At 69.5% G+C, this 22,107-nt stretch carries 17 protein-coding genes; 3 read left to right on the plus strand and 14 right to left on the minus strand.

Features of this window, described 5'->3' with window-relative positions; genetic code table 11:
- Positions 1-44: 44 nt before the first annotated feature.
- Entirely contained in the window at positions 45-3,299 is a 3,255-nt protein-coding gene (locus QRN67_RS13280) for an Rne/Rng family ribonuclease (protein ID WP_285412131.1), read from the plus strand.
- 89 nt (positions 3,300-3,388) lie between these two features.
- Here the strand turns inward: QRN67_RS13280 and QRN67_RS13285 are convergent, their stop codons facing one another.
- The 10 genes from QRN67_RS13285 to QRN67_RS13330 all read right to left on the minus strand — a co-directional run bounded on the left by QRN67_RS13285 (position 3,389) and on the right by QRN67_RS13330 (position 13,804).
- Positions 3,389-5,110 carry an acetyl/propionyl/methylcrotonyl-CoA carboxylase subunit alpha gene (locus QRN67_RS13285; RefSeq protein WP_285412294.1) on the minus strand — a complete coding sequence of 574 codons (1,722 nt, stop codon included), beginning with the start codon at positions 5,108-5,110 and terminating at the stop codon, positions 3,389-3,391.
- Positions 5,111-5,120: 10 nt separating this feature from the next.
- Entirely contained in the window at positions 5,121-6,734 is a 1,614-nt protein-coding gene (locus tag QRN67_RS13290) for a 5-oxoprolinase subunit B/C family protein (protein WP_285412132.1), read from the minus strand.
- A gap of 18 nt (positions 6,735-6,752) precedes the next feature.
- Entirely contained in the window at positions 6,753-7,508 is a 756-nt protein-coding gene (locus QRN67_RS13295) for a LamB/YcsF family protein (protein ID WP_285412133.1), read from the minus strand.
- A gap of 25 nt (positions 7,509-7,533) precedes the next feature.
- A complete protein-coding gene (locus QRN67_RS13300; protein ID WP_285412135.1) occupies positions 7,534-8,328 on the minus strand; it encodes a putative hydro-lyase in 795 nt (264 codons plus the stop codon).
- Between the two features lie 11 nt (positions 8,329-8,339).
- Positions 8,340-9,044 (minus strand): ABC transporter ATP-binding protein, encoded by a 705-nt coding sequence (locus QRN67_RS13305; RefSeq protein ID WP_285412295.1) that lies wholly within the window; start codon positions 9,042-9,044, stop codon positions 8,340-8,342.
- Entirely contained in the window at positions 9,037-9,810 is a 774-nt protein-coding gene (locus tag QRN67_RS13310; protein ID WP_285412136.1) for an ABC transporter ATP-binding protein, read from the minus strand. The genes QRN67_RS13305 and QRN67_RS13310 overlap by 8 nt, the downstream gene beginning before the upstream one ends.
- On the minus strand, positions 9,807-10,838 hold the full coding sequence (locus QRN67_RS13315; protein WP_285412137.1) for a branched-chain amino acid ABC transporter permease: 1,032 nt from the start codon (positions 10,836-10,838) through the stop codon (positions 9,807-9,809). Before QRN67_RS13315 ends, QRN67_RS13310 begins: the two co-directional genes overlap by 4 nt.
- Positions 10,838-11,716: a branched-chain amino acid ABC transporter permease gene (locus tag QRN67_RS13320; RefSeq protein WP_285412139.1), complete on the minus strand. Its 879-nt coding sequence runs from the start codon at positions 11,714-11,716 to the stop codon at positions 10,838-10,840. The genes QRN67_RS13315 and QRN67_RS13320 overlap by 1 nt, the downstream gene beginning before the upstream one ends.
- A 16-nt stretch (positions 11,717-11,732) precedes the next feature.
- Positions 11,733-12,980, minus strand: coding sequence for an ABC transporter substrate-binding protein (locus tag QRN67_RS13325; protein ID WP_285412141.1), 1,248 nt, complete (start codon positions 12,978-12,980; stop codon positions 11,733-11,735).
- Positions 12,981-13,360: 380 nt separating this feature from the next.
- Positions 13,361-13,804 (minus strand): VOC family protein, encoded by a 444-nt coding sequence (locus tag QRN67_RS13330; RefSeq protein WP_285412142.1) that lies wholly within the window; start codon positions 13,802-13,804, stop codon positions 13,361-13,363.
- Positions 13,805-13,950: 146 nt separating this feature from the next.
- On the opposite strand from QRN67_RS13330, the gene QRN67_RS13335 reads away from it, so the two are divergent.
- The gene (locus QRN67_RS13335) at positions 13,951-14,841 is read left to right on the plus strand and encodes a LysR family transcriptional regulator (protein ID WP_285412143.1); all 891 of its coding nucleotides are present in this window, start codon (positions 13,951-13,953) and stop codon (positions 14,839-14,841) included.
- A gap of 94 nt (positions 14,842-14,935) precedes the next feature.
- On the opposite strand, the gene QRN67_RS13340 is transcribed toward QRN67_RS13335, so the two are convergent.
- From QRN67_RS13340 to hemC, 4 genes are read right to left on the minus strand one after another with little or no spacing between them, the layout of a single operon-like run.
- The gene (locus QRN67_RS13340) at positions 14,936-16,219 is read right to left on the minus strand and encodes a heme biosynthesis protein HemY (protein WP_081270060.1); all 1,284 of its coding nucleotides are present in this window, start codon (positions 16,217-16,219) and stop codon (positions 14,936-14,938) included.
- A gap of 7 nt (positions 16,220-16,226) precedes the next feature.
- Positions 16,227-17,321: a uroporphyrinogen-III C-methyltransferase gene (locus QRN67_RS13345; protein ID WP_081270059.1), complete on the minus strand. Its 1,095-nt coding sequence runs from the start codon at positions 17,319-17,321 to the stop codon at positions 16,227-16,229.
- Positions 17,318-18,088 carry a uroporphyrinogen-III synthase gene (locus QRN67_RS13350; RefSeq protein WP_285412144.1) on the minus strand — a complete coding sequence of 257 codons (771 nt, stop codon included), beginning with the start codon at positions 18,086-18,088 and terminating at the stop codon, positions 17,318-17,320. Before QRN67_RS13350 ends, QRN67_RS13345 begins: the two co-directional genes overlap by 4 nt.
- 16 nt (positions 18,089-18,104) lie before the next feature.
- Positions 18,105-19,010: a hydroxymethylbilane synthase gene (gene hemC / locus QRN67_RS13355; RefSeq protein ID WP_234382752.1), complete on the minus strand. Its 906-nt coding sequence runs from the start codon at positions 19,008-19,010 to the stop codon at positions 18,105-18,107.
- Between the two features lie 101 nt (positions 19,011-19,111).
- Between hemC and ppc the strand changes: the two genes are divergently transcribed.
- Positions 19,112-21,955: a phosphoenolpyruvate carboxylase gene (gene ppc, locus QRN67_RS13360; RefSeq protein WP_285412145.1), complete on the plus strand. Its 2,844-nt coding sequence runs from the start codon at positions 19,112-19,114 to the stop codon at positions 21,953-21,955.
- The last annotated feature ends 152 nt before the right edge of the window (positions 21,956-22,107 follow it).

Raw genomic sequence — 22,107 nt, forward strand, 5'->3', positions numbered from 1 at the left:
CTCGTCAAGAGCCGGTAGAACGATACATATAAGGACAACGCATCATGAAGCGGATGCTGATCAATGCCACGCAGGCCGAAGAACGCCGCCTGGCCATCGTCGACGGGCAGAAACTGCTCGACTACGAAATCGAAATCGAAGGGCGCGAACAGCGCAAGGGCAACATCTACAAGGCGGTCGTGACCCGCGTCGAGCCCTCGCTCGAAGCCTGTTTCGTCGACTACGGCGAAGACCGCCACGGCTTCCTGCCGTTCAAGGAAATCTCCAAGCAGTATTTCGCCGAAGGCGTGTCGGCCAGCCAGGCCCGCATCCAGGACGCGATCCGCGAAGGCCAGGAACTCACCGTCCAGGTCGAAAAGGAAGAACGCGGCAACAAGGGCGCCGCCCTCACCACCTTCATCTCGCTGGCCGGCCGCTACGTCGTGCTGATGCCGAACAACCCCCGCGGCGGTGGCGTTTCGCGCCGCATCGAGGGCGACGACCGCGCCGAACTCAAGGAGGCGATGGACCAGCTCGAGTACCCGAAGGGCATGAGCATCATCGCGCGCACCGCCGGCATCGGCCGCTCGGCGCCCGAACTCCAGTGGGACCTGAACTACCTGCTCAAGCTCTGGAGCGCCATCGACGGCGCGGCCAAGGGCGGCAAGGGCGCTTTCTTGATCTACCAGGAATCGTCGCTCGTCATCCGCGCCATCCGTGACTATTTCAATCACGACATCGGCGACATCCTGATCGATACCGACGACATCTACGACCAGGCGCAGCAGTTCATGGCGCACGTCATGCCCGAGCATGCCGCCCGCGTGAAGCGCTACCGCGACGACGCAGCGCTGTTCAGCCGCTTCCAGATCGAGCACCAGATCGAGTCGGCCTACGCGCGCACCGTGCAGCTGCCCTCGGGCGGCGCCATCGTGATCGACCACACCGAAGCACTGGTTTCGGTCGACGTGAACTCGGCCCGCGCCATCAAGGGCGGCGACATCGAAGAGACCGCCACTCGCACCAACCTCGAGGCCGCCGACGAAGTGGCCCGCCAGATGCGCCTGCGCGACCTGGGCGGCCTGATCGTCATCGACTTCATCGACATGGACGAGTCGAAGAACCGCCGCGAAGTCGAGAGCCGCCTGCGCGACGCGCTGCGGCAGGACCGCGCCCGCGTGCAGTTCGGCTCGATCAGCAAGTTCGGCCTGATGGAAATGAGCCGCCAGCGCCTGAAGCCGGCACTGTCGGAAGGCTCGTCGATCCCCTGCCCCCGCTGCGGCGGCTCGGGCCACATCCGCGACACCGAATCGAGCGCGCTGCAGATCCTGCGCATCATTCAGGAAGAGTCCATGAAGGACAACACGGCCGCCGTGCATGTGCAGGTGCCCGTGGAAGTCGCATCGTTCCTGCTGAACGAAAAGCGCCCCGAAATCGCCAAGATCGAACTCAAGCAGCGCGTCACCGTGCTGATGGTGCCCAACAAGACGCTCGAAACGCCGAACTACAAGCTCGAGCGCCTGAAGCACGACGATCCGCGCCTCGACCACATCGAAGCCAGCTACAAGATGGCCGACGAGATCGAAGACCCGACCTCCGTCACGCGCCGTTCGCAAGAGCCCACCAACAAGCAGACGCCGGTCATCAAGGGCGTGCTGCCCGATGCACCCGCGCCCGTGGTGCCGCCGAAGCCCGAAGCCGTGCGCGCGCCTGTCGCGGCACCCGCGCCGGTCGCACCGCCCGTGGTCACCGCGCCGGTTCCGGCACAGACCGGCTTCTTCGCCTGGATCAAGAACCTGTTCGGCGGCACGCCGGCCCCCGCTCCGGCGCCGGCGCCCTCCGCGATTCCGGTCGAGGCACCGAAGCCCCGCCGCGACGGCCGCCCCGGCCGCGACGGCGAAGCACGCGGCGGTTCGCGTGACGGCGAACAGCGCCGTGGCGGCCGTGGTGGCGAAGGCCGCGGTGAAGGCCGCAACGCGGAAGGCCGCGGCGAAGGCGGCGGACGTTCGGGTGGTCGCGACGGCGAACGCCGTGGCGGCCGCGGCGGCGAGCGCCGTGAAGGACGCGAAGGCCGTGAAGGCCGCAACAGCAGCGAACTGCGTGCCGACGGCGCCCCGCAGCAACCGCGTGAGCAACGCGAGCCGCGCGAACAGCGCGACCCCCGCGAGCCGCGTGAGGCACGCGCACCGCGCGACGGCGAACAACGCCGCAACGGCCGCGGCGAGCGCCGCGAAGGCGAAGGCCGCGAAGGCCGCAACGCACCGGCGGACGCACTCGACGGCAACCTGAACCTCGAAGCCCAGCAACTGGTCTCGGGCGAAGAAGGCAATGCAGGCGAACGCGCACCGCGCGCCCGCGGCGAACGCCGTGAACGTGGCGAGCGCAACGAGCGTGGCGAACAACGCGGCGAGCGCAACAACAGCGACCGCGCCGAACGCAACGGCGACGCCCAGCAGCCCCGCGGCGAAGCCGCCCTTGCCGGCGAAGAAGCCGTCCAGGGCGAGCGCCAGCCGCGCAACGGCCGCGACGAGCAGCGCGCTCCGCGCGGCGAACGTGGTGCTGAGCGTGGTGAGCGCAACGACGGCCGCCGCGAGCGCCGCAACGACGCGCCTCAGGCCGAAGCCGATGCACGCGGTGCCGAAGCTGCAGCAGCCGACGTCGAGCAGTCCAACGACGGCGGCAACGAGCAGGCACCCCGCCGCGAAGGCGACGAGCGCCGTGGCCGTTCGCGTGACCGTTACGGCCGCGACCGCCGCGAACGCGGTCCGCGCGACGACAGCGAAGCCGCTGCGCAGGCCGCCGAAGTCGCCGTGGCGGAAGCCGCGACGACGACGACCGGCGTGCAGGAAGAAGCCCCGGCGCCCCGCCGCCAGCCGCAGCAGCAACTGCCGATCGCGTCGGAGCAGCAACAGGCCGTCGTGGCCGAAGCCGCCGTCGCTGCACCGGAAGTCCGCGAACCCGCACCCCAGCCGGTGCGCGCCGAGCGCCCGGCGCCGGTCGCTGCCGCGCCCGTGGCTGCTCCGGCGCCCGTCGCCAACGGCCGCGCGCTGCCGAAGGTCCAGCCCTTCGAGCTGCCGCTGGACGAACTCGCGCAGATCGCCCAGAACTCGGGCCTGCAGTGGGTCAACTCCGACGCCGAGCGCATCGCGCAGGCACGCGCCGCCATCGCCGCCGAGCCGAAGCCGGTGCACGTGCCGCGCGAGCGCCCGCCGGTGGTGGTGCTCGACGAAGGTCCGCTGGTGCTGGTCGAGACCCGCCGCGACCTCGGTTCGATGTCGCTGCCGTTCGAGCAGCAACAGCAGCAGCAACACCCCCTCTGAGCGGAACCCGCCCGGAAATGAAAACGGCGCCCTCGGGCGCCGTTTTCATTTCACCATCGCGCCAGCACCGGTTTGGCCGACGTCAGCTGTCAGTCAATCTGCGCGATGGCCGCCCCGGCCTCGTGGTAGCTGGCTGGCGCGGCCAGCAGCGCGATGCGGCCGCTGCGGTGTGCGAGCACCTGCATCTCCATCTTCATTGCTTCCATGACGGCAACCGGCTGGCCTTCGGCCACCGCGTCGCCGTCCTTCACCTGCCAGGCCTGCAGCGTCCCCGAGACGGGCGCCGCCACGCCCGGTACGGAGGCGGCTGGCGGCGCCGCGGCCGGGCCGGCGGCTGCGCCACCGGTCGACAGCCCCAGCAGCAGCGCGGGCGGCAACCCGAGCTGGACACGGCGTCCGTCGATTTCCACCGTCATGCGCTGCAAGGCCACTTGCTCGGTGGGCGCGGGCCGCGGGCTGGCCGCGAGCGTGGGCACCCAGTCGGTCTCGATCCAGCGCGTGTGCACGCAAAATTCGTCGCCGGCGAAGTCCGGGTGCGCCAGCACGGATTCGTGGAACGGAAGCACCGAGGCCACGCCCTCGATGCGGAACTCGCTCAGTGCGCGGCGCGCGCGGGCGATGGCCTGAGCCCGCGTGGCGCCCGTGACGACGAGCTTGGCCATCAGCGAATCGAAGTTGCCGTGCACCAGCGATCCGGCCTGCACGCCGGTGTCCAGGCGCACGCCGGGGCCGCCGGGCGCGTCGAAGCGTGTGATGCGGCCCGGGTGCGGCAGGAAGCCGCGGCCGATGTCCTCGGCGTTGATGCGCAGCTCGATCGCATGGCCGCGCGGCGCGGGCGTGGCGCTGAGCGACAGCGGCAGGCCGTCGGCCACGCGGAGCTGCTCCACCACGAGGTCCAGGCCTGTGGTCTCCTCGGTTACGGGATGCTCGACCTGCAGCCGCGTGTTGACCTCCAGGAAAGAAATGGCGCCGCCGGCGCTGAGCAGGAATTCCACCGTGCCCGCGCCCACGTAGCCCGCGTGCGCGCAGATGGCGCGCGCGGCCGCGTGGATGCGCTCGCGCTGGGCGTCCGTCAGGAAGGGTGCGGGGGCCTCTTCCACGAGCTTCTGGTTGCGCCGCTGCAGCGAGCAGTCGCGCGTGCCCAGCACCAGCACCTGGCCGTGCGTGTCGGCGATGACCTGGGCTTCGACATGGCGCGGCCGGTCCAGGAACTGTTCGACAAAGCACTCGCCCCGGCCGAAGGCGGCCACGGCCTCGCGCACGGCCGAGGCGTAGAGCTCGGCCACCTCCTCCATGGCATGCGCGACCTTGATGCCGCGACCGCCGCCGCCGAAGGCGGCCTTGATCGCGATCGGCAGGCCGTGCTGCTGCGCGAAGGCCAGCACCTCGTCGGCGTCCTTCACAGGGCCGGGCGTGCCGGCCACCAGCGGCGCGCCGACTTCCAGCGCAAGCTGGCGTGCCTGGACCTTGTCGCCCAGGCGCGCGATCACGGCGGGCGGCGGGCCGATCCAGGTCAGCTCCGCGTCGAGCACGGCCTGCGCGAAGGCCGCGTTCTCGGACAGGAAGCCGTAGCCCGGGTGCACGGCGTCGGCGCCGCTGCGCCGCGCCACGTCGAGCAGCTTGGCGATGTGCAGGTAGGTGTCGGCCGGGCGGTCGCCGCCCAGGCCCCAGGCTTCGTCGGCGCGCTGCACATGCAGGGCGTCGATGTCGGCGTCGGCATAGACGGCCACGCTTCGCACGCCGTAGTCCGCACAGGCGCGTGCGATGCGCACGGCGATCTCCCCGCGGTTGGCGATCAGGACTTTCTTCATCATGTGATGCTCAGGAAAGGGACAAGGCGCTCACCTCGACAGGGTCGAAGGCGGACACCGGGTTGAAGCGCACGCGGGCATGCACAGGGATCTGGCCCGCGCGGTCGAGGTGGTAGGTGGCAACGGTGGCGATCACCGGGTAGCCCCCCGTGAGCGGGTGGTCGGCCATGAACAGCACCGGCTGGCCGCTGGGTGGCACCTGCAGTGCGCCCAGGGCCGTGCCCTCGCTGGGCAGCTCGCCATGCACGGCGCGCAGCAGCGGTGCCTCGCCCTGCAGGCGCAGGCCGACACGGTTGGACTGCGGCGTGACCTGCCAGGCCTGCGAGAACAGCCGCTCCACCCCCTCGGGGGTGAACCAGTCGGTGCGCGGTCCCATGACCACGTCCAGCACCACGGTCTCGTCGACGAGCGGCAAGTCCGGCGCAGATGCGGCCGGCGCGCCCACGACGGCAGCGGCGGTGAGCGCGCGTACGGCCAGCCGGTCGCCCGCGGCCAGTGGCGACGGGCCGATGAAGGCCAGCGTGTCGGTCGCGCAACTGCCGAGCACGGGTGCCACGTCGAAACCGCCGCGCACGGCCAGGTAGGCCCGCACGCCGCAGCGCGGCGCGCCCAGGTGCAGGCGGTCGCCGTCGCCCAGGGCCAGTGGCGCGTGGCTGGCCACGGGCCAGCTGCGGCCATCGGGCGCGTGCAGCGTGGCGGGCACGTCGGCGCCCGTGATGGCCACCACCGTATCGCCCTGGCTTTGCACCTCGAAGCCGCCGTAGGCCACGAGTTCGATGCAGGCCGCGCCGCTGTCGTTGCCGACCAGCCGGTTGGCCTCGCGCAACGCGCCCTGGTCCATCGCGCCGCTGGCCGACACGCCCTGCGCGACCTGGCCGCTGCGACCCTTGTCCTGGAACAGGGCCTGCAGGCCGGGGCGGCGCAGCAGCAGGGCCGTGCCGCCGCCCGGTAGCGGCTCGACGGGGGCAGAGACAGGGGCTGGGGCGACAGCAGGGGGCGGCATGAAGACACGCTCTTCGCGCTCGACGAATCGCACCTGGAAGCCCGGTTGCAGCAGCGCGGGCACCGGCCGCGACAGGTCCCACATCGGCAGTTCGGTGATGCCGATGATTTGCCAGCCACCGGGGCTGGCCTTCGGGTAGACGCCGCTGAAGGCGCCGCCCAGCGCTACCGAGCCCGCCGGCACCTTGGTGCGCGGCGAGCGCCGGCGCGGCACGTCGAACACTGGGTCGCCGCCGGCAAGATAGGCGAAGCCCGGCGCGAAGCCGCAGAAGGCCACGCTGAAGAGGCTGGCGGTGTGGCGCTGCACGACCTCGCGGCGCGTGAGGCCCAGGTGTTGCGCCACATCGTCGAGATCTTCGCCGTCGTAGCGCACGGGGATCTCGATCAGCGTGGTGTCGCGCACCACGCGCCGGTTCAGGTCCAGCGCGGCGATGCGGCGCTCCAGCGCCGCGCGGCCGATCACGGACGGGCGGAAGTTCACGAGCACGGTGCGCGCCGCGGGCACCAACTCGACGACGCCGGGCAGCGGTTCGGCCTGCAGCGCGTGCAGCAGTGCCAGCGTCTGCTCCAGGTCGGCCAGCTCGACCAGCAGCACATTCAGGTTGACGGGAAGAAAACGCAAGGCAGTCTCCGGTCGGGCTCAGGCGAATGGCGCCAGCGTCACGCCCGCACCTTCCAGCACGTGGCGCACCTGCGTGGTCATGGCCAGCGCGCCGGGGCTGTCGCCGTGCACGCAGATCGAGTCGGCCTGCAGCCGGACCAGGCTGCCGTCGGCAGTTTCCATCACGCCTTCCCGCACCAGCCGCTGCATGCGCTGCGCCACGCGCGTCGGATCGTGCAGCACGGCGCCCGGCGTGCCGCGCGGCAGCAGCGTGCCGTCGGGCGCATAGCCGCGGTCCGCGAAGGCCTCGGCCACCACGCGCAGGCCGGCGTCGGCGGCCCAGCGGGCCAAGGGCGCGCCGGCCAGCACGACCAGCGGCAGGCTGGCGTCGACGGCGCGGATGGCGGCGATCACATCGCGTGCCTGTCGCGCGTCGTGCGCGATGGTGTTGTAGAGCGCGCCATGCGGCTTGACGTAGCGCACCTTGGTGCCGGCCACGCGCGCCAGCGCCTGCAACGCGCCGATCTGGTAGACCACGCCGGCCACCAGGTCGGCGCTGGCGATGTCCATGGCGCGCCGGCCGAAGCCGACGAGATCGGGGTAGGCCACGTGCGCGCCGACGGCGACGCCGCGCTCGGCCGCAGCCTTGAGGGTGGCCAGCATGCCGGCGGGATCGCCTGCGTGGAAGCCGCAGGCCACGTTGGCGCTGGTGACGAGGCCGAGCATGGCGGCGTCGTCGCCCATGCGCCACACGCCCAGGCTCTCGCCCAGGTCGCTGTTGAGGTCGATCTTCATTGGGTCGTTGTCCTGCAGCCCGGGTTCAGAAAGCCGCCAGCTCGCTGTTGCGCACGTCGGCCACGAGCATGTAGCCGGGCTTGTGCGTGAGGGCCAGCGGCGGGCGGGCCACGCGGATGGCCTGCTGCGGCGTGACGCCGCAGGCCCAGAACACCGGCACCTCGCCCCGGCGGATCTCGACCGGCATGCCGTAGTCGGGCTTGCCGATGTCGGCGATGCCGATCTCGGCCGGGTTGCCGAAGTGCACGGGTGCGCCGTGCACGGCCGGAAAGCGCGAGGTGACCTGGATCGCGCGGATGGCCTGCGCGGTGCTCATGGGCCGCATGCTGACCACCATGTTGCCGCCGAAGCGGCCGGCAGGCCGGTTGGCGATGCTGGTGTTGTACATGGGCACGGGATGGTCGTTCTCGATGTGGCGCACCGGCACGCGGGCGTCCAGCAGCGCGGCCTCGAACGATAGCGAACAGCCCAGCACGAAGCCGACCAGGTCGTCGCGCCACAGCGCGCGCAGGTCGGTCACTTCCTCGACCAGCTCGCCATCGCGGAACACGCAGTAGGCCGGCACGTCGCTGCGCAAGTCGATGTCCTCGCCAAGCTCGGGCACCGCGGGCGCGCCCGGCTCGGACATGCCGATGACGGGGCAGGCCTTGGGGTTGAGCCGGCAAAAGCGCAGGAACTCGTCGGCGTAGTCGCGCGGAAGGATGGCCAGGTTGCCCTGGGCGTGGCCGGGCGCCTGGCCGGCGGTGTGATGGCGGAAGTCGCCGCGGCGGATGGCCTGGCGCAGGGCGGCAGGCTGCTGCCACACGTGAGGGATGGTCATGGGGTTCTCTTTCACATGCCGAGGTACACGCGGCGCACCTCTGGGTTGTCGGCGATGTCCTTGGCCGAGCCGCTCAGCATCACGCGGCCGGTCTGCAGCACGTAGGCGCGGTCTGCGATCTCCAGGCTTTCCACCAGGCGCTGCTCGACCAGCAGCACCGTCACGCCGGCGGCGCGGATGGTCTTCACGGCCTCGAAGATCTCGTCCACCAGCTTGGGCATGATCCCTTGCGATGGCTCGTCCAGCATGAGGAGGCGCGGGCGCGTCATGAGCGCGCGGCCAATGGCCAGCATCTGCTGCTCGCCGCCCGACAGCGTCTCGGCGCGCTGCGCCAACCGCTCCTTGAGCCGCGGGAACAGGCTGAATACCTGCTCCAGCGGTGCCTCGCGGTCGGCCTGCTTGCGGAACAGGTAGCTGCCCAGGCGCAGGTTGTCGGCCACGGACAGGCGCGGAAACAGCCGCCTGTTCTCCGGCACATAGGACAGGCCGCAAGTGGGGATGCGATAGGCCGGCAGGGCATCGAGCGCCTGGCCGTCGAAGCGCACCGCGCCGGACTGCGGCTTCTCCATGCCCGCTATGGACTTGAGCAGCGTGGACTTGCCGGCGCCGTTGGCACCCGCGACGACGACGATCTCGCCTTCGGCCACCGTCATGGAGATGTCGGAGATGGCGATCAGGCCGTTGTAGGCCGTCGTGAGGTTGGAAACTTCAAGCAGCACGGTGGCGGTCTCCGAGGTAGGCCGAGATCACGGCCGGGTCGCGCACCACATCCTGCGGTGCGCCCTTGCTGAGCACGCGGCCAAGGTTCAGCACCACGGCACGGTCCACCAGCGGCATGACGATCTCCATCACGTGCTCGACCATGATCACGGTGACCCCGCGGTCGCGGATGCGGCGGATCAGCTCCACGCCCTTGCGGGCCTCGCTCGGCGTGAGGCCGGTCATGACCTCGTCGAGCAGCAGCAGCTGGGGCTGCGTGGCCAGCGCGCGCGCCACCTCGAGCCGGCGCCGCTCGGGCGGCGTGAGCTCGCCGGCCTGCACGATGGCCCGGTGCGCCAGGCCGCAGAACTCCAGCACCTCGAGCGCGGCCTCCCGGGCCGCTCCGGCGCGCGGGTGGCGCGCGAAGCTGCCGACCATCACGTTGTCGAGCACGCTCATGCTGTCGAACGAGCGCGGAACCTGGTAGGTGCGCGCGATGCCCAGCGCGCAGCGGCTCGGCGCGTCGAGCGCGGTGACGTCGCGGCCCTCGAACACCACCTGGCCCTGGGTCGGCTTGCGCGCCCCGGCGATGATGGCGAACAGCGTGGACTTGCCCGCGCCGTTGGGGCCGATGAGGCCAAGGATTTCGCCGCGCGGCACGTCGAAGCTGACCTCGGCATTGGCCACCAGGCCGCCGAAACGCTGCCAGATGTCCGTCAGCTGAAGGATCGGCCGGTCCTGGCCGAGGTCACGTGCGGTGCGCACGTCGCTAGCGGCGATCATGCGGCACCTCCGGCGCCACGGCGGCCGCGGAACTGGCCGAACAGGCCGACCAGCCCCTCGGGCTTGAGCACCGAGACCAGCATCACGAGCGCGCCATAGATGATGAGGTCGATGCCGGTGCCCGAGCCGCCCAGGTAGCTGCGCGTGACCTCGGTCAGCGGGATCAGGATGACCGCGCCCAGCAGCGGGCCCCACAGCGTGCCCAGGCCGCCCAGCACCACGGGCAGCACCATCAGCAGCGAGAAGCGGAAGTGCATCACGCTGTCGGGATCGATGTAGGCCACGAAGGCTGCGTAGAAGCTGCCGCCCACGGCCGTCAGGCTGGCCGACAGCGCGGCGGCTGCCATCTTGGAGCTGAACACCGTCACGCCCAGGCTTTCGCTGGCTTCCGGGTTGTCCTTCACGGCGCGCCACCAGTAGCCCCAGCGCGAGCCCTCGACCTGGAAGCTGATGACCCAGGTGATGGCGAACAGGCCCAGCACGAAGTAGAAATACGGCGCCTTGTCGCGCGCGAACTGCAGCGTGGCCCAGCTGTCAGGGCCGAGCGGCCACTGGATGCCCATGGCCGCGCCGACGAACTCCCAGTTGTGCATCAGCAGCAGTCCGATCTCCGCGATCACGAGGGTGGCGATGGAGAAGTAGTGGCCCTTCAGGCGAAAGCACATCCAGCCCAGCAGCAGCGCCATGGCAGCCGCGAGCACCGCCCCCACGGCCATGCCGAACCAGGGCAGCAAGCCGTAGTTGACGTAGAGCACGCTCGTGGCATATGCGCCGATGCCGAAGTACAGCGCGTGGCCCAGCGAGATCTGCCCGCAGTAGCCGCCCAGGATGTTCCAGGCCTGGGCCAGCGATGCGTACAGCAGCGTGAGGATCAGCACGTTGCGCAGGTAGGCGTCGTGCACCAGCAGAGGCAGCAGCGCGAGCACGGCCAGAACGGCCAGCACGCTCAGCACCTGCCGGCGCCGGTGCACCCGATAGCCGGCCACCACGCCTTGCGTGGCGCCGGACGAAACAGCAGCGGTTCCCATCACGGCTTCCCAAACAGTCCGCTGGGGCGCAGCACGACCACCAGCAGATACAACACATACACGCCAACGGTCTTCATCGAGGCCGGCAGCACCAGCGTGGTCAACGCCTCCACCAGCCCCACCACGACACCGCCGGCCAGCGCGCCGAACACGCTGCCGAAGCCGCCAAGGGCAACCACCACATAGGCGATGCCGCTGAAGGCGCCGCCCACCTGCGGGTGGATGTAGTAGAAGTTGGCCAGCATGGCGCCGGCCACGCCCACCAATGCCAGCCCCAGGCCCCAACCGAGCGCGAAGACGCGGTTGCGGTCGATGCCGACCAGCGCCACCGCGCCCTGGTCCTCGCGCGTGGCTTCCAGCGCGCGGCCGAAATCAGTGCGCGACATCAGCAGGTACAGCCCGCCGAAGGCCAGCAGCGAGACCACCGCGCCCGCAATCTGCGGCAGCGGCAGGAACACGCCGCCCAGCTCGATGGTCTTGTTGGCCAGCCAGCTGCCCGACACCTGGCGGTAGTCCGGCGTCAGGAAGTACTGCGCCAGGCCCTGCATCAGCGTGCCCAGGCCGAAGGTGGAGAAGATCTGCACCATGCCCACGTTGGCCTTGGCGCGCATGGCGTAGCGCACCAGCAGCAGGTAGACCAGCACGCCGGCCATGAACAGCGCGGCGCCGACGATGGGCACCGCCAGCACCGGGTCCAGCTGCATGCCGACGAAGAGTCCGAAGGTGATGTACATGCCCATCATCAGGAACTCGCCGTGTGCGAAGTTGACCACGTCCATCAGGCCGAAGATGAGAGAGAGGCCTGCCGCGATCAGGGCGTACATGAGCCCGATCAGCAAGCCGCTCACCAGCACCTGCGCAATCGCTTGTGCATTCATGGTTGGGAGCCTCGCGTCACGCGTTCATGGGCCAGACGGGCTGGGCCATGGCCACCGCCGTCGGGAACACTGTGGCGAAGTCCTTGCCCTTGAACTGCTGCAGCACCGGGCTGGCGAAAGTGTTCTGGCCGGTGGCATCGAACTTGATGCGGGCCCAGGGCATGATGGTCTTCTCGCCAGGGATGTCGGTGGCGGCCAGCGCGGCGCGCAGGGGCTCGCCCTCCACCGAACCGGCGCGCTGCAACGCATCGGCCAGCACGATGGTGGCCATGAACTGGCGCGAGCTCGCGTCGTTGAGGTCGCGTCCGGCGCGGGCCTTGAAGATGTTGTTGACGAAGCTGATCGAGGGGCGCTTGCCGGCCGTGTCAAGCGCGAAGCTGGCGCGCGTGAGCATGCCCTGCAGCTTGTCGCCCACCACGTCCAGCGCGGCCTTCTCGACGAAGCCCGCGGCCTGGGCCAGGATGTTGTGCGGCTTGAAGCCGAGCTGGGCCGCGGTGTTCATGAGCAGGATGACGTCCGTCGTGTAGCAGGAAGGAAGCAGCACGTCGGCGTTGGCACTCTTGAGTTGCTGGACCTCGGCCGACAACGAGGGCGAGTTGGCGCGGAACTTCACATCGGCCGCTACCTTGTAGCCACGCGCCGCGGCGAGCTTGCGCTGCACGGTGGAGGAGTCGGTGCCGAAGATGGTGTCCTCGTAGAACAGCGCGACGGTCTCGACTTTCTTGCCCTGCTGCTTCTGCAGGTCCATGAAGTCGAACATGGCCTCGGAGAACATCTCGTCGTGAGCGGCCGGCCGGAAGAAGAACTTCAGGTTGCGCCGGTGCAGGCTGGGCGAGGACGAGTCGGCGCAGACGAAGGGCACGCCATAGCGCTCGCAGGTGGCGCCGACGGTGGCGGCCACCGAGGAGTGGAAGCTGCCAATGATCGCGACCGCCTTCTCCTGCGTGATCAGGCGCTCGGCCTCGGAGCGCCCCTTCTGCGGATCGGCCTGGTGGTCGGCATAGACCACGCGCAGCTTGGCGCCGCCCAGGCTGGCGATGCCGCTCGCGGCGGCGCCGGGCAGGTCGACCTGGGTGGGTGCGTTGATGATCTGCAGCGCGGTTTCGATGGCGTGGCGGGCGTCCACGCCCACCTGCGCGTTGGGCCCGCTCATGGGGTAGACGGCGCCGACGACGATCTCGCCGCCGGCCGCACGCGCCTGCAGGGAGGTCAGCGCCAGGGCCGAAAGGCTGGAGATCTGGAACAGGGCTTCTCTACGGTTCATGGATATTCCTTTGTGGAAATAGATGGATATTGCACCGGTCCAATACCGCATGAACCATGCCAGCCAATTAACGCGTGGAGTTCCATGAATTGACGAGGATTCCGCCATTTTTTCAGGCGGTCGCGCACCAGGAATGCCCCGCAATCAATTGCCCTCCTCCAATTTGGTGCGCCAGAAGAATTTGTTAATTAATCATATAAATCAAGCACTTGGGACGATTTTTTCTCGCGGCGAATTTGCAGACGGATTCATGCAGACGACAAACGCAAAAAGGCCGCGAATTTCATTCGCAGCCTTTTATGATGATTGAACAGCCATTCTCGCAATGCGAATTTCCAGAGCCCGGCGCAATCATCACCGGGTTGGAATATGGCGGTTTGTTATTTAGCGAAGAGGCGGTCGATATTGGCGAAAGCCTTGACTTCGAGCGCATTGCCGGCCGGGTCCAGGAAGAACATGGTGGCCTGCTCGCCGACCTCGCCCTTGAAGCGGATGTAGGGCTCGATCACGAAGTCGGTGCTGGCGGCCTTGAGCTTGTCAGCCATGCTCTCCCACTGTTCCATGGGCAGCACGATGCCGAAGTGGCGCACCGGCACGCCATGGCCGTCGACCGCATTGCGCTGGGCCGGGCCGCACTCGTCGGGCGCGAGGTGAGCCACGATCTGGTGGCCGTAGAAGTTGAAGTCGATCCACCCCTCGGAGCTGCGGCCTTCGGGGCAGCCCAGCAGGTCGCCGTAGAAGCTGCGCGCCTTGGCCAGGTCGTCCACGGGGAAGGCCAGGTGGAACGGGGACATCAGGGTTGGGTTGGTGGTGACTTCGATCATGGTGGAGCGGGGTTGGAAAGCTGCTGGAGCGAAGCCTGCCGATCTGCTCGGTCCCTTGGCTCGCCAACGATGTAACGCAGTCTAAAAACGCTGAAGCAAAAATAAAATCAATATTTATTTGTTCGAAGCACAAATAAAATCTATGAATGTTGCGTGAGCTCAAGACCTTCGTTGCCGTTGCCCAGGAGGGCACCTTCGCCGCGGCCGGCCAAAAAATCGGCCTGACCCAGGCCGCCGTCAGCGCCCAGATCCAGCGGCTCGAAGAGCACCTGGGCAGCGAACTGTTCGACCGCAGCGGGCGCAACGCCAGGCTCAACGCCCAGGGCATGCATGTGCTGCAGCAGGCCCAGGAAGTGCTGAGGCTGTTCGACGAGATGGCCGGGGGCAGGCAGGCGCCCGGCCGGCCAGGGCGGGTGGTGCTGGGCTCGATCGCGTCGTCACAGGCCACGGTGCTGCCCGGAGTGCTGGAGCGGTTCCATGCGCGGCATCCCACGGTGCAGGTGCGTGTGGTGCCGGGTGTGTCTTTCAACCTGCTCAACCAGGTCGACGCGGGCGAGCTCGACCTGGCGATCATGATCCGGCCGGCCTTCGCGCTGCAGGCCGATCTGCGCTGGACCCGCTTGTCACAAGAGCGCTATTGGCTGCTGGCACCCGTGGCCTTGCCGGCCGAGCTGGGCTGGCACGAAATGCTGGCCACGCAGCCCTTCATCCGCTACGAGCGGACCTCGTTCGGCGGACGCCTGGTGGACCGCTTCCTGCGCCAGGCGGGCATCGCCGTTCAGGAACGCGCAGAGATCGACGAGCTCGGCGCGATGACGCAGATGGTGGCGCGCGGCCTGGGCATAGCGCTGGTGCCGCAGGTCTTCGGCCAGGCGCAATGGCCTGAGGGCGTGCGCGTGCTGGACCTCGGGGCGCAGGGCTTCTTCCGGGAGATCGGGCTGCTGCGGCGCACAAGCCGCATGCCGCACCCGGCCGTGGCGGATCTGGCCGACCTCATCGTGCAGGCACATGCCGGCGCGGCCGACGATGCGGACTGAGCGAGTCCCCAGCCGATCCATCGTGCGCGCCCAGTCGGCCCGCCTTGAGTGATGTGAATGTCGACGCCGTCGGTGAACTCGCCGCGCGGCGTGCTCAGGCGCTCTCGACCTGCGCCGCGCGCTTCCAGGCTTCGGCCGCCTGCGCGGTGTCGTTGCGGTCTTCGGCCAGGTGTGCCAGCGCCAGCCAGGCTCGGCGATACAGATCGGTGTCCTGCAATCCCAGCCCGGCCTGCATGAGCAGCTGCTGGGCCTTGCCCCACAGCTGGCGCTTCATGCAGGCCATGCCCGCGAGGTACTGCAGATTGGGGTCGCGCGGATTGTTGCGCTGCGCGCTCTCGATGCGCGCCAGCCATTCCGCATCGACCGAGTCGAGCCCCGCCTCGAGCGCGCGTGCCAGCTTGACGCGCAGCGCATCGCCCAGGCTGCGCGGATTGCCGACCATCTGCTCCCAGGCTGGCAGCAGCCAGCCGCGCGCGAGCGCCAGGTCGCCGCGCAGCGCGACCATGCGCTGGGCCGCGTGGATCGCTACCTCGGGCATCTGGCGTTCGTTGGTGTCGAGCTCGGACCATGCGCGCTGCAGTTGCGCCGGGTCGTGCGCGCCCGACAGCAGTTCGGTCGCGAGGCCGCGCACGATGCTCTGCGCGGCGGCCTCCGAGAACGCGCGGTGCTTGGCGAGCAGGCGCGCGGTTTCGAGTGCCTCGAGCGTGCGCCGATCCTGCCGGGCCGCCTTGAGCCTCAGCCGCAGCGCGAGCGTGCGGCGCTGCGCGCCCTGCGGCAGTTCTTCGAGGCGGGCGAGCGCAGCGGCCGCATCGCGGTCTTCGAGCGCCCAGCGCGCCGCGCGCAACTGCACGCCTTCGCGCGTTTCCGGACTGGCCAGCACGGTGCGGTCGGCGCTTTCGTTCAGTGCCTGCTGCAGATGGGCATCGCGCGCCGGCTTGTCCTGCAGCGCCTGCGCGCTCTCGGCCGCGAGCAGGTGCGACAGCACCCGCACCTGCGGCGCCTGCGGCAGGCTGGCGCCGAGCGCCGACAGCGCCTTTTCCTGCGTGAGCGCGGCCTGCGCGGCCTTGCGCGCGCGCGAGAAACGACCGGAAATCAGCTGCACCATGGCGTCGAGCAGCGCCGCATGCAGCGTGCGCTCCTTCTGCTGCAGCCGCCATTGGCGCGCCTGCTTGGGCAGCGAGAACAGCGCCGCCAGGGCCCGCAGCGCGGCGTGCAGCAGCACGAACACCACCAGCAGTATCACCAGCACCAGGTTCAGCGAAAGATCGACACGCCACGGCGGCCAGAACACGGTGATCGTGCCCTGGTTGTTGCCTGCGAAAAGAGCGACTGCCGCGGCGACGGCGAACAGTGCAAGGAGCCAGATTGCTGCGCGCATGTGCGGGTCAACGTCCTGCGGCGGCGGTGGCCAGGGCGGCCAGCGTGTCGTCGATGCGGACCGGCTCGGTCGTCCTCACCTGCTGCTGCAGTTGCTGCAGCAGGGTGGCGGCGGCCTGCGTGCGGCGCGATGCGGGGTCGAAGTAGCGGTTGAGCGATGCCGCGACCTGGGACAGCTCGGTGCGGGTGGCGTCGAACTGGCGCGACAGCAGCGACAGCCGCGCGTTGAGCAGCTTGAGCTTGAGGTTCTCGCGCAGGAAGTAAGACTGTTCGGGCGCCAGCAGCACCGCTTCCGGGCTCTGGATGCGGCCCACGCGCACCAGCGAGCGGGCCTCGCCGCGAACGGCCAGCAGCATGCGCTGCCACCAGGGCGCGTCGGCGGGAATCGGCTCGGCCTGCCATGCGTTGGCGCCGGTGCCGCGCAGGGCCACCGCGTTGAGCGTGGGCAGGTCGTCCACGCCGCGCATGAGTTCGTCGAGCCTTTGCAGGGCCTCGGCATTGTCGGTGCTGGCACTGCTGCGCAGGCGGTCGGCATCGCGCTGCATGGCGCGCTGCAAGGGGGCGAGCCGCGGTTGCGCGGCACGCGAGATGCGCACGTCGCCCGCTTTCAGCGCGGCCAGCAGCGGCTCGACGCTGCCCGTGACCTGGGCCTGCTGCAGCGCGAGGCGCACGGCCGACTCGATGTCGATCACGAGGTTCTCGTCGCGCGAACGAGAGAGGCTCTGAATGAGTTCTTCGAGCTGCGAACGCTGCAGCGCGACTTCGGCAACGCGCGTTTCGACCAGTGCCACGCGGGCCGAGGCGTCGCGCACGGTGTCGCTGGCCTGGCGTGCCAGCGTGCGCGCTTCCATCGACTGCGAAAGGGCGTCGGCACTCTGGCGCGCCAGCTGTTCCTTCATGCCGCTGACCTTCTGCCACAGCGCGACGGCCATGACCAGCGCCACCAGCGCGATGAAGGCCACGAGGCCGAATCCGAGACGCGACAGGATCGCCGCGCCCGCAGCCTGGGCGGCAGGGGTCTGGTGGGGGGCGACAGTGGCAGGCACGGGCACCGTTGCGGCTGAAGGGGGAGAAAGGTCGTCGGACGGGGACGCGGCGCTCATGCGAGGGATTCTATCGACGCGACCAACGCATCCCGCAACGGTGTGCACACACGCAACGCCCCGAAACCCGCGGCGCGCGCGGCTTCGCCGATGCGGGCATGCGTTGCGACTGCGCGTGCCGCCTGCCAGTCGGTGCCGGGCATCGCGCGTTGCAGATTGCCGATGGCTTCGGAACTGCTGAAGAGCCAGATCGCGCGGCCCTGCGCGCCGTCGGTCGCGATGCGGAGTTGTACGACGTCCAGCGACGGCGGCAGGCGCCGGTAGGCGACCACGGTGTCGCGCTGGCCGCCCGCGGCGTCGATTTCCCTGGCGAGCCAGTCGCGCCCTGCGGGCTGCCCGGACTCGTCGCCGCCGCGCACGATCAGCACGCGCACGCCGGCAGTCACCTGGCCGTGCACGCGCTCCCACAGCGCCTCGGAATCGAAGCGCGTGGCTTCGGGCGGCGGTGCATCGATCTGTTCCGGCGGCACGCCCGCACGCAGCAGGGCGCGCGTGGTGCCCGGGCCCGTTGCCCAGAAGCGGCGTCCGGCGGTCATGCCCGGTGTTTCATGCTGGAAGAAATTCTCGACCGCCGTGGCGCTCACGAACATCAACGCCGCATAGCGGTCGAGGCGGCGCCAGGCTTCGCGCAGCGGCTCGGCATCGGCCACGGGCGCGATCACGATCAGCGGCAATGCCACCGCGTCGAGCCCCGCGGCGCGCAGGTCGTCGACCCATTGCGCCGCCTCGCGCTCGGGGCGCGTGACGATGACGGGACGGGGGGTCATGCGATGACCTCCGGAATCAGTGGGCCCCGGCGTCGCGCAGCAAGGCGGCCGCTTGCCGGCCGAGTGCATCGGCCTGGGCGAAGTCGCCGGCCTGCGCCAGCGCATGCACCTTCACCAGCGGCACCTTGCCTTCGGGGTCGCCCCAGGCGGCGTCGATGCGCAGCGAACCGTCGGCCTGCCATCGGGCATGGGCCGCGAGCGGCATGGAGCAGCTGCCACCCATCGCGCGGCTCACGGCGCGCTCGGCGGCGGTGGAGAGCCAGTCGCCGCGGTGGGTGATGGCGGCGAGCAGCTCGATGAGGTCGGCGCGATCCGCCCGCACCTCGATGCCCAGGGCGCCCTGCCCGGCCGCGGGCAGCATGGTGTCGGGGTCGAAGGCCACGCGGATGCGGCTTTCGAGCCCCAGCCGCTTGAGTCCGGCTGCCGCCAGCACGATGGCGTCGTACTGCCCTTCGTCGAGCTTGCGCAGGCGGGTGTCGAGATTGCCGCGCAGCGGTTCGATGCGCAGGTCGGGCCGCAGCGCGCGCAGCAGCGCCACGCGGCGCAGGCTGGAGGTGCCGACCACTGCGCCGTGCGGCAGTTCGTCGAGCGAGGCAAAACGGGGGGAGACGAGCGCGTCGCGCGGATCTTCGCGTTCCAGCACGCAGGGCAGCACGAAGCCTTGGGGAAGGTCCATCGGCACGTCCTTGAGCGAATGGACGGCGATGTCGGCGCGCCCTTCCTCGAGCGCGAGCTCCAGTTCCTTCACGAAGAGGCCCTTGCCGCCCACCTTGCTCAGCGTGCGGTCGAGGATCTGGTCGCCGGTGGTGGTGAGGCCCAGCAGGCTGACCGTGTGGCCTCTTTCCTGCAGCAGCGCCTGCACGTGTTCGGCTTGCCACAAGGCCAGCCGGCTTTCGCGCGTGGCGATCACGATATTGCTCAAGGCCGTTCCCAAAAGTACATGTTTCAAACCGCCGGAATGCTAGCATGTTGCGCCGCAACAACGCAGGCGGCGCACCCATTCAAGACCAGGAAAAAAATCGAATGAAAGCCAGCAAGACAACTGCTCCTTCCAAGCGCCGCCAGGCCGAAGACCAGCCGCTGATCGACGATATCCGACTGTTGGGCCGCATCCTCGGCGACGTGATCCGGGAGCAGGAAGGCGAAGAAACCTATGCGCTTGTCGAGAAGGTCCGCACGCTGTCGGTGGCATTCCGCCGCGACGCCGACCACGCCGCCGACCGCGCGCTGAAGAACCTGCTCAAGGGCCTGAGCGCCGCGGAAACCGTGCGCGTCATTCGCGCCTTCACTTACTTCAGCCACCTGGCCAACCTGGCGGAAGACCGCCACCAGATCCGCCGCCGCACCGAGGCCGAGCGCGCCGGCGAAAGCGCCGAAGGCGACCTGCAGACCGCGCTGGCCCGCATCCGCAAGGCCGGCGTGAAGCCCGACGAGATCGTCGCCTCGCTGGCACACAGCTATGTGTCGCCGGTGCTCACGGCGCACCCGACCGAAGTGCAGCGCAAGAGCATCCTGGACGCCGAGCGCGCCATCGCGCAGCTGCTCACCGTGCGCGACGAAATCAAGCTGCGCCAGAGCGCCTACGCCGGCGGCAAGGACGCGCTCTCGCCAATCGAGTTCGCGGAGAACGAAACGCAGATGCGCATCCGCGTCACGCAGATCTGGCAGACGCGCCTGCTGCGCTTTTCCAAGCTCACCGTGGCCGACGAGATCGAGAACGCGCTGAGCTACTACGAAGCCACCTTCCTGCGCGAGATTCCGCGCGTGTACGCCGACCTGGAGAAGGCGCTGGCCCAGGGCGGCCACGCGCCTTCGGTGGCGCCCTTCCTGCGCATGGGCCAGTGGATCGGCGGCGACCGCGACGGCAACCCCAACGTCACCGCCGAGACGCTCAACTATGCCCTCAGCCGCCAGAGCGAGCTGGCGCTGCGCCACTACCTCACCGAAGTGCACTACCTGGGCGGCGAGCTGTCGCTGTCGGCCACGCTGGTCGACGTGACGGTCGAGATGCAGGCGCTGGCGGAGCGCTCGCCCGACACCAGCGAGCACCGCAAGGACGAGCCCTACCGCCGCGCCCTCACCGGCGTCTACGCGCGCCTGGCGGCCACGCTGCGCGAGCTCAGCGGCGGCGAGGCGGCGCGCCACGCGGTCGCGCCGCAGAACCCGTACGCCACCGCCGAAGAATTCCTGGCCGACCTGCGCACCGTCGAGGAATCGCTCGACGAGAAGCACGGCAGCGTGCTCGCGGCGCCGCGCCTGCGTCCGCTGATCCGTGCGGTGGAAGTGTTCGGCTTCCACCTGGCCACGGTCGACCTGCGCCAGAGTTCGGACAAGCACGAAGCCGTGATCGCCGAGCTGCTGGCCACCGCGCGTATCGAGCCCTCGTATGCCTCGCTGGCCGAAGAAGCCAAGCAGACGCTGCTGCTCAAGCTGCTCGACGACGCCCGCCCGCTGCGCGTGCCCGACGCCGACTACTCGCCGCTCGCCAGGAGCGAACTGGCCATCTTCGCCGCGGCCCGCGCCGCGCGCGCGCGCTACGGCGCGGCGGCCATCCGCCACTACATCATCAGCCACACCGAAACGGTGAGCGACCTGCTCGAAGCCCTGCTGCTGCAGAAGGAAGCGGGCCTGCTGCGCGGCGCGATGAACGGCAACGCGACCTGCGACCTGATCGTGGTGCCGCTGTTCGAGACCATCGAAGACTTGCGCAACGCCGCGCCCATCGTGCGCGCCTTCTATGCGCTGCCCAACATCCAGGCGCTGGTCGAACGCTCGGGCGCCGAGCAGGACGTGATGCTCGGCTACTCCGACAGCAACAAGGACGGCGGCATCTTCACCAGCAACTGGGAGCTGTACCGCGCCGGCATCGCGCTGGTGGCGCTGTTCGACGAGCTCAACAAGAAGAAGGCCAACCCGATCCGCCTGCGCATGTTCCACGGCCGTGGCGGCACGGTGGGACGCGGCGGCGGCCCGAGCTACCAGGCCATCCTCGCGCAGCCGCCTGGCACGGTGCGCGGGCAGATCCGGCTGACCGAGCAGGGCGAAGTCATCGGCTCGAAGTACGCCAACCGCGAGATCGGCCGGCGCAACCTCGAGACGCTGGTGGCCGCCACGCTGGAGGCCACGCTGCTGCCGCAGGGCAAGCTGGCGCCCGCCGCCTTCCTGTCGGCCGCGGGCGAGCTTTCGGCGGCGAGCATGGCCGCCTACCGCAAGCTGGTGTACGAGACACCCGGCTTCGGCGACTACTTCTTCGGCTCCACGCCCATCCGCGAGATCGCCGAACTCAACATCGGCTCGCGCCCCGCCTCGCGCAACCCGAGCCACAAGATCGACGACCTGCGCGCGGTGCCGTGGAGCTTCAGCTGGGGCCAGTGCCGCCTCACCATTCCGGGCTGGTTCGGCTTCGGCTCGGGCGTCGAGCAGTTCCTGGCGGCTGCCGGCAACGCCGCCGGCAGGAAGGAGCGCCAGGCGCTGCTGCAGCGCATGTACGAGCAGTGGCCGTTCTTCCGCACGCTGCTGTCGAACATGGACATGGTGCTGGCCAAGAGCGACCTCGCGCTGGCCTCGCGCTATGCCGAACTGGTGACCGACCGCAAGCTGCGCCAGAAGGTGTTCTCGATGATCGATGCCGAATGGCACCGCACGTCGGACGCGCTCACGCTCATCACCGGCGCGAAGCAGCGGCTGGAGGGCAATGCCGAGATGCAGCGCTCGGTGCGCCACCGCTTCCCGTACATCGACCCGCTGCACCACCTGCAGGTCGAGCTGATGCGCCGCTACCGCGCGGGCGACGGCGGCGAGAGGCTGCAGCGCGGCATCCACATCTCGATCAACGGGGTGGCGGCGGGACTGCGCAACACGGGTTGACAACGCAGCGGCGCTTCGCTGTCGAAAGGGGCGCCTTGTGCGCCCCTTCCTACGTGAACACGCGGCAATGAGGCACCCGTAAGGTCATTTAAAGGCGTACGGTCGGGCACGTTCAAAGTTCTCGCAATTGCGCGGCAGCTCGAAGTCGTCAA

This window comes from Variovorax sp. efr-133-TYG-130, assembly GCF_030208835.1.
In the GTDB taxonomy this organism is placed as follows: domain Bacteria; phylum Pseudomonadota; class Gammaproteobacteria; order Burkholderiales; family Burkholderiaceae_C; genus Variovorax.

Coding starts and splice junctions, on each gene's coding strand:
- QRN67_RS13280 (WP_285412131.1), top strand. CDS start 45: ATGAAGCGGATGCTGATCAATGCCACGCAGGCCGAAGAACGCCGCCTG.
- QRN67_RS13285 (WP_285412294.1), bottom strand. CDS start 5,110: ATGAAGAAAGTCCTGATCGCCAACCGCGGGGAGATCGCCGTGCGCATC.
- QRN67_RS13295 (WP_285412133.1), bottom strand. CDS start 7,508: ATGAAGATCGACCTCAACAGCGACCTGGGCGAGAGCCTGGGCGTGTGG.
- QRN67_RS13300 (WP_285412135.1), bottom strand. CDS start 8,328: ATGACCATCCCTCACGTGTGGCAGCAGCCTGCCGCCCTGCGCCAGGCC.
- QRN67_RS13310 (WP_285412136.1), bottom strand. CDS start 9,810: ATGATCGCCGCTAGCGACGTGCGCACCGCACGTGACCTCGGCCAGGAC.
- QRN67_RS13315 (WP_285412137.1), bottom strand. CDS start 10,838: ATGGGAACCGCTGCTGTTTCGTCCGGCGCCACGCAAGGCGTGGTGGCC.
- QRN67_RS13320 (WP_285412139.1), bottom strand. CDS start 11,716: ATGAATGCACAAGCGATTGCGCAGGTGCTGGTGAGCGGCTTGCTGATC.
- QRN67_RS13325 (WP_285412141.1), bottom strand. CDS start 12,980: ATGAACCGTAGAGAAGCCCTGTTCCAGATCTCCAGCCTTTCGGCCCTG.
- QRN67_RS13330 (WP_285412142.1), bottom strand. CDS start 13,804: ATGATCGAAGTCACCACCAACCCAACCCTGATGTCCCCGTTCCACCTG.
- QRN67_RS13335 (WP_285412143.1), top strand. CDS start 13,951: ATGTTGCGTGAGCTCAAGACCTTCGTTGCCGTTGCCCAGGAGGGCACC.
- QRN67_RS13340 (WP_081270060.1), bottom strand. CDS start 16,219: ATGCGCGCAGCAATCTGGCTCCTTGCACTGTTCGCCGTCGCCGCGGCA.
- QRN67_RS13345 (WP_081270059.1), bottom strand. CDS start 17,321: ATGAGCGCCGCGTCCCCGTCCGACGACCTTTCTCCCCCTTCAGCCGCA.
- QRN67_RS13350 (WP_285412144.1), bottom strand. CDS start 18,088: ATGACCCCCCGTCCCGTCATCGTCACGCGCCCCGAGCGCGAGGCGGCG.
- ppc (WP_285412145.1), top strand. CDS start 19,112: ATGAAAGCCAGCAAGACAACTGCTCCTTCCAAGCGCCGCCAGGCCGAA.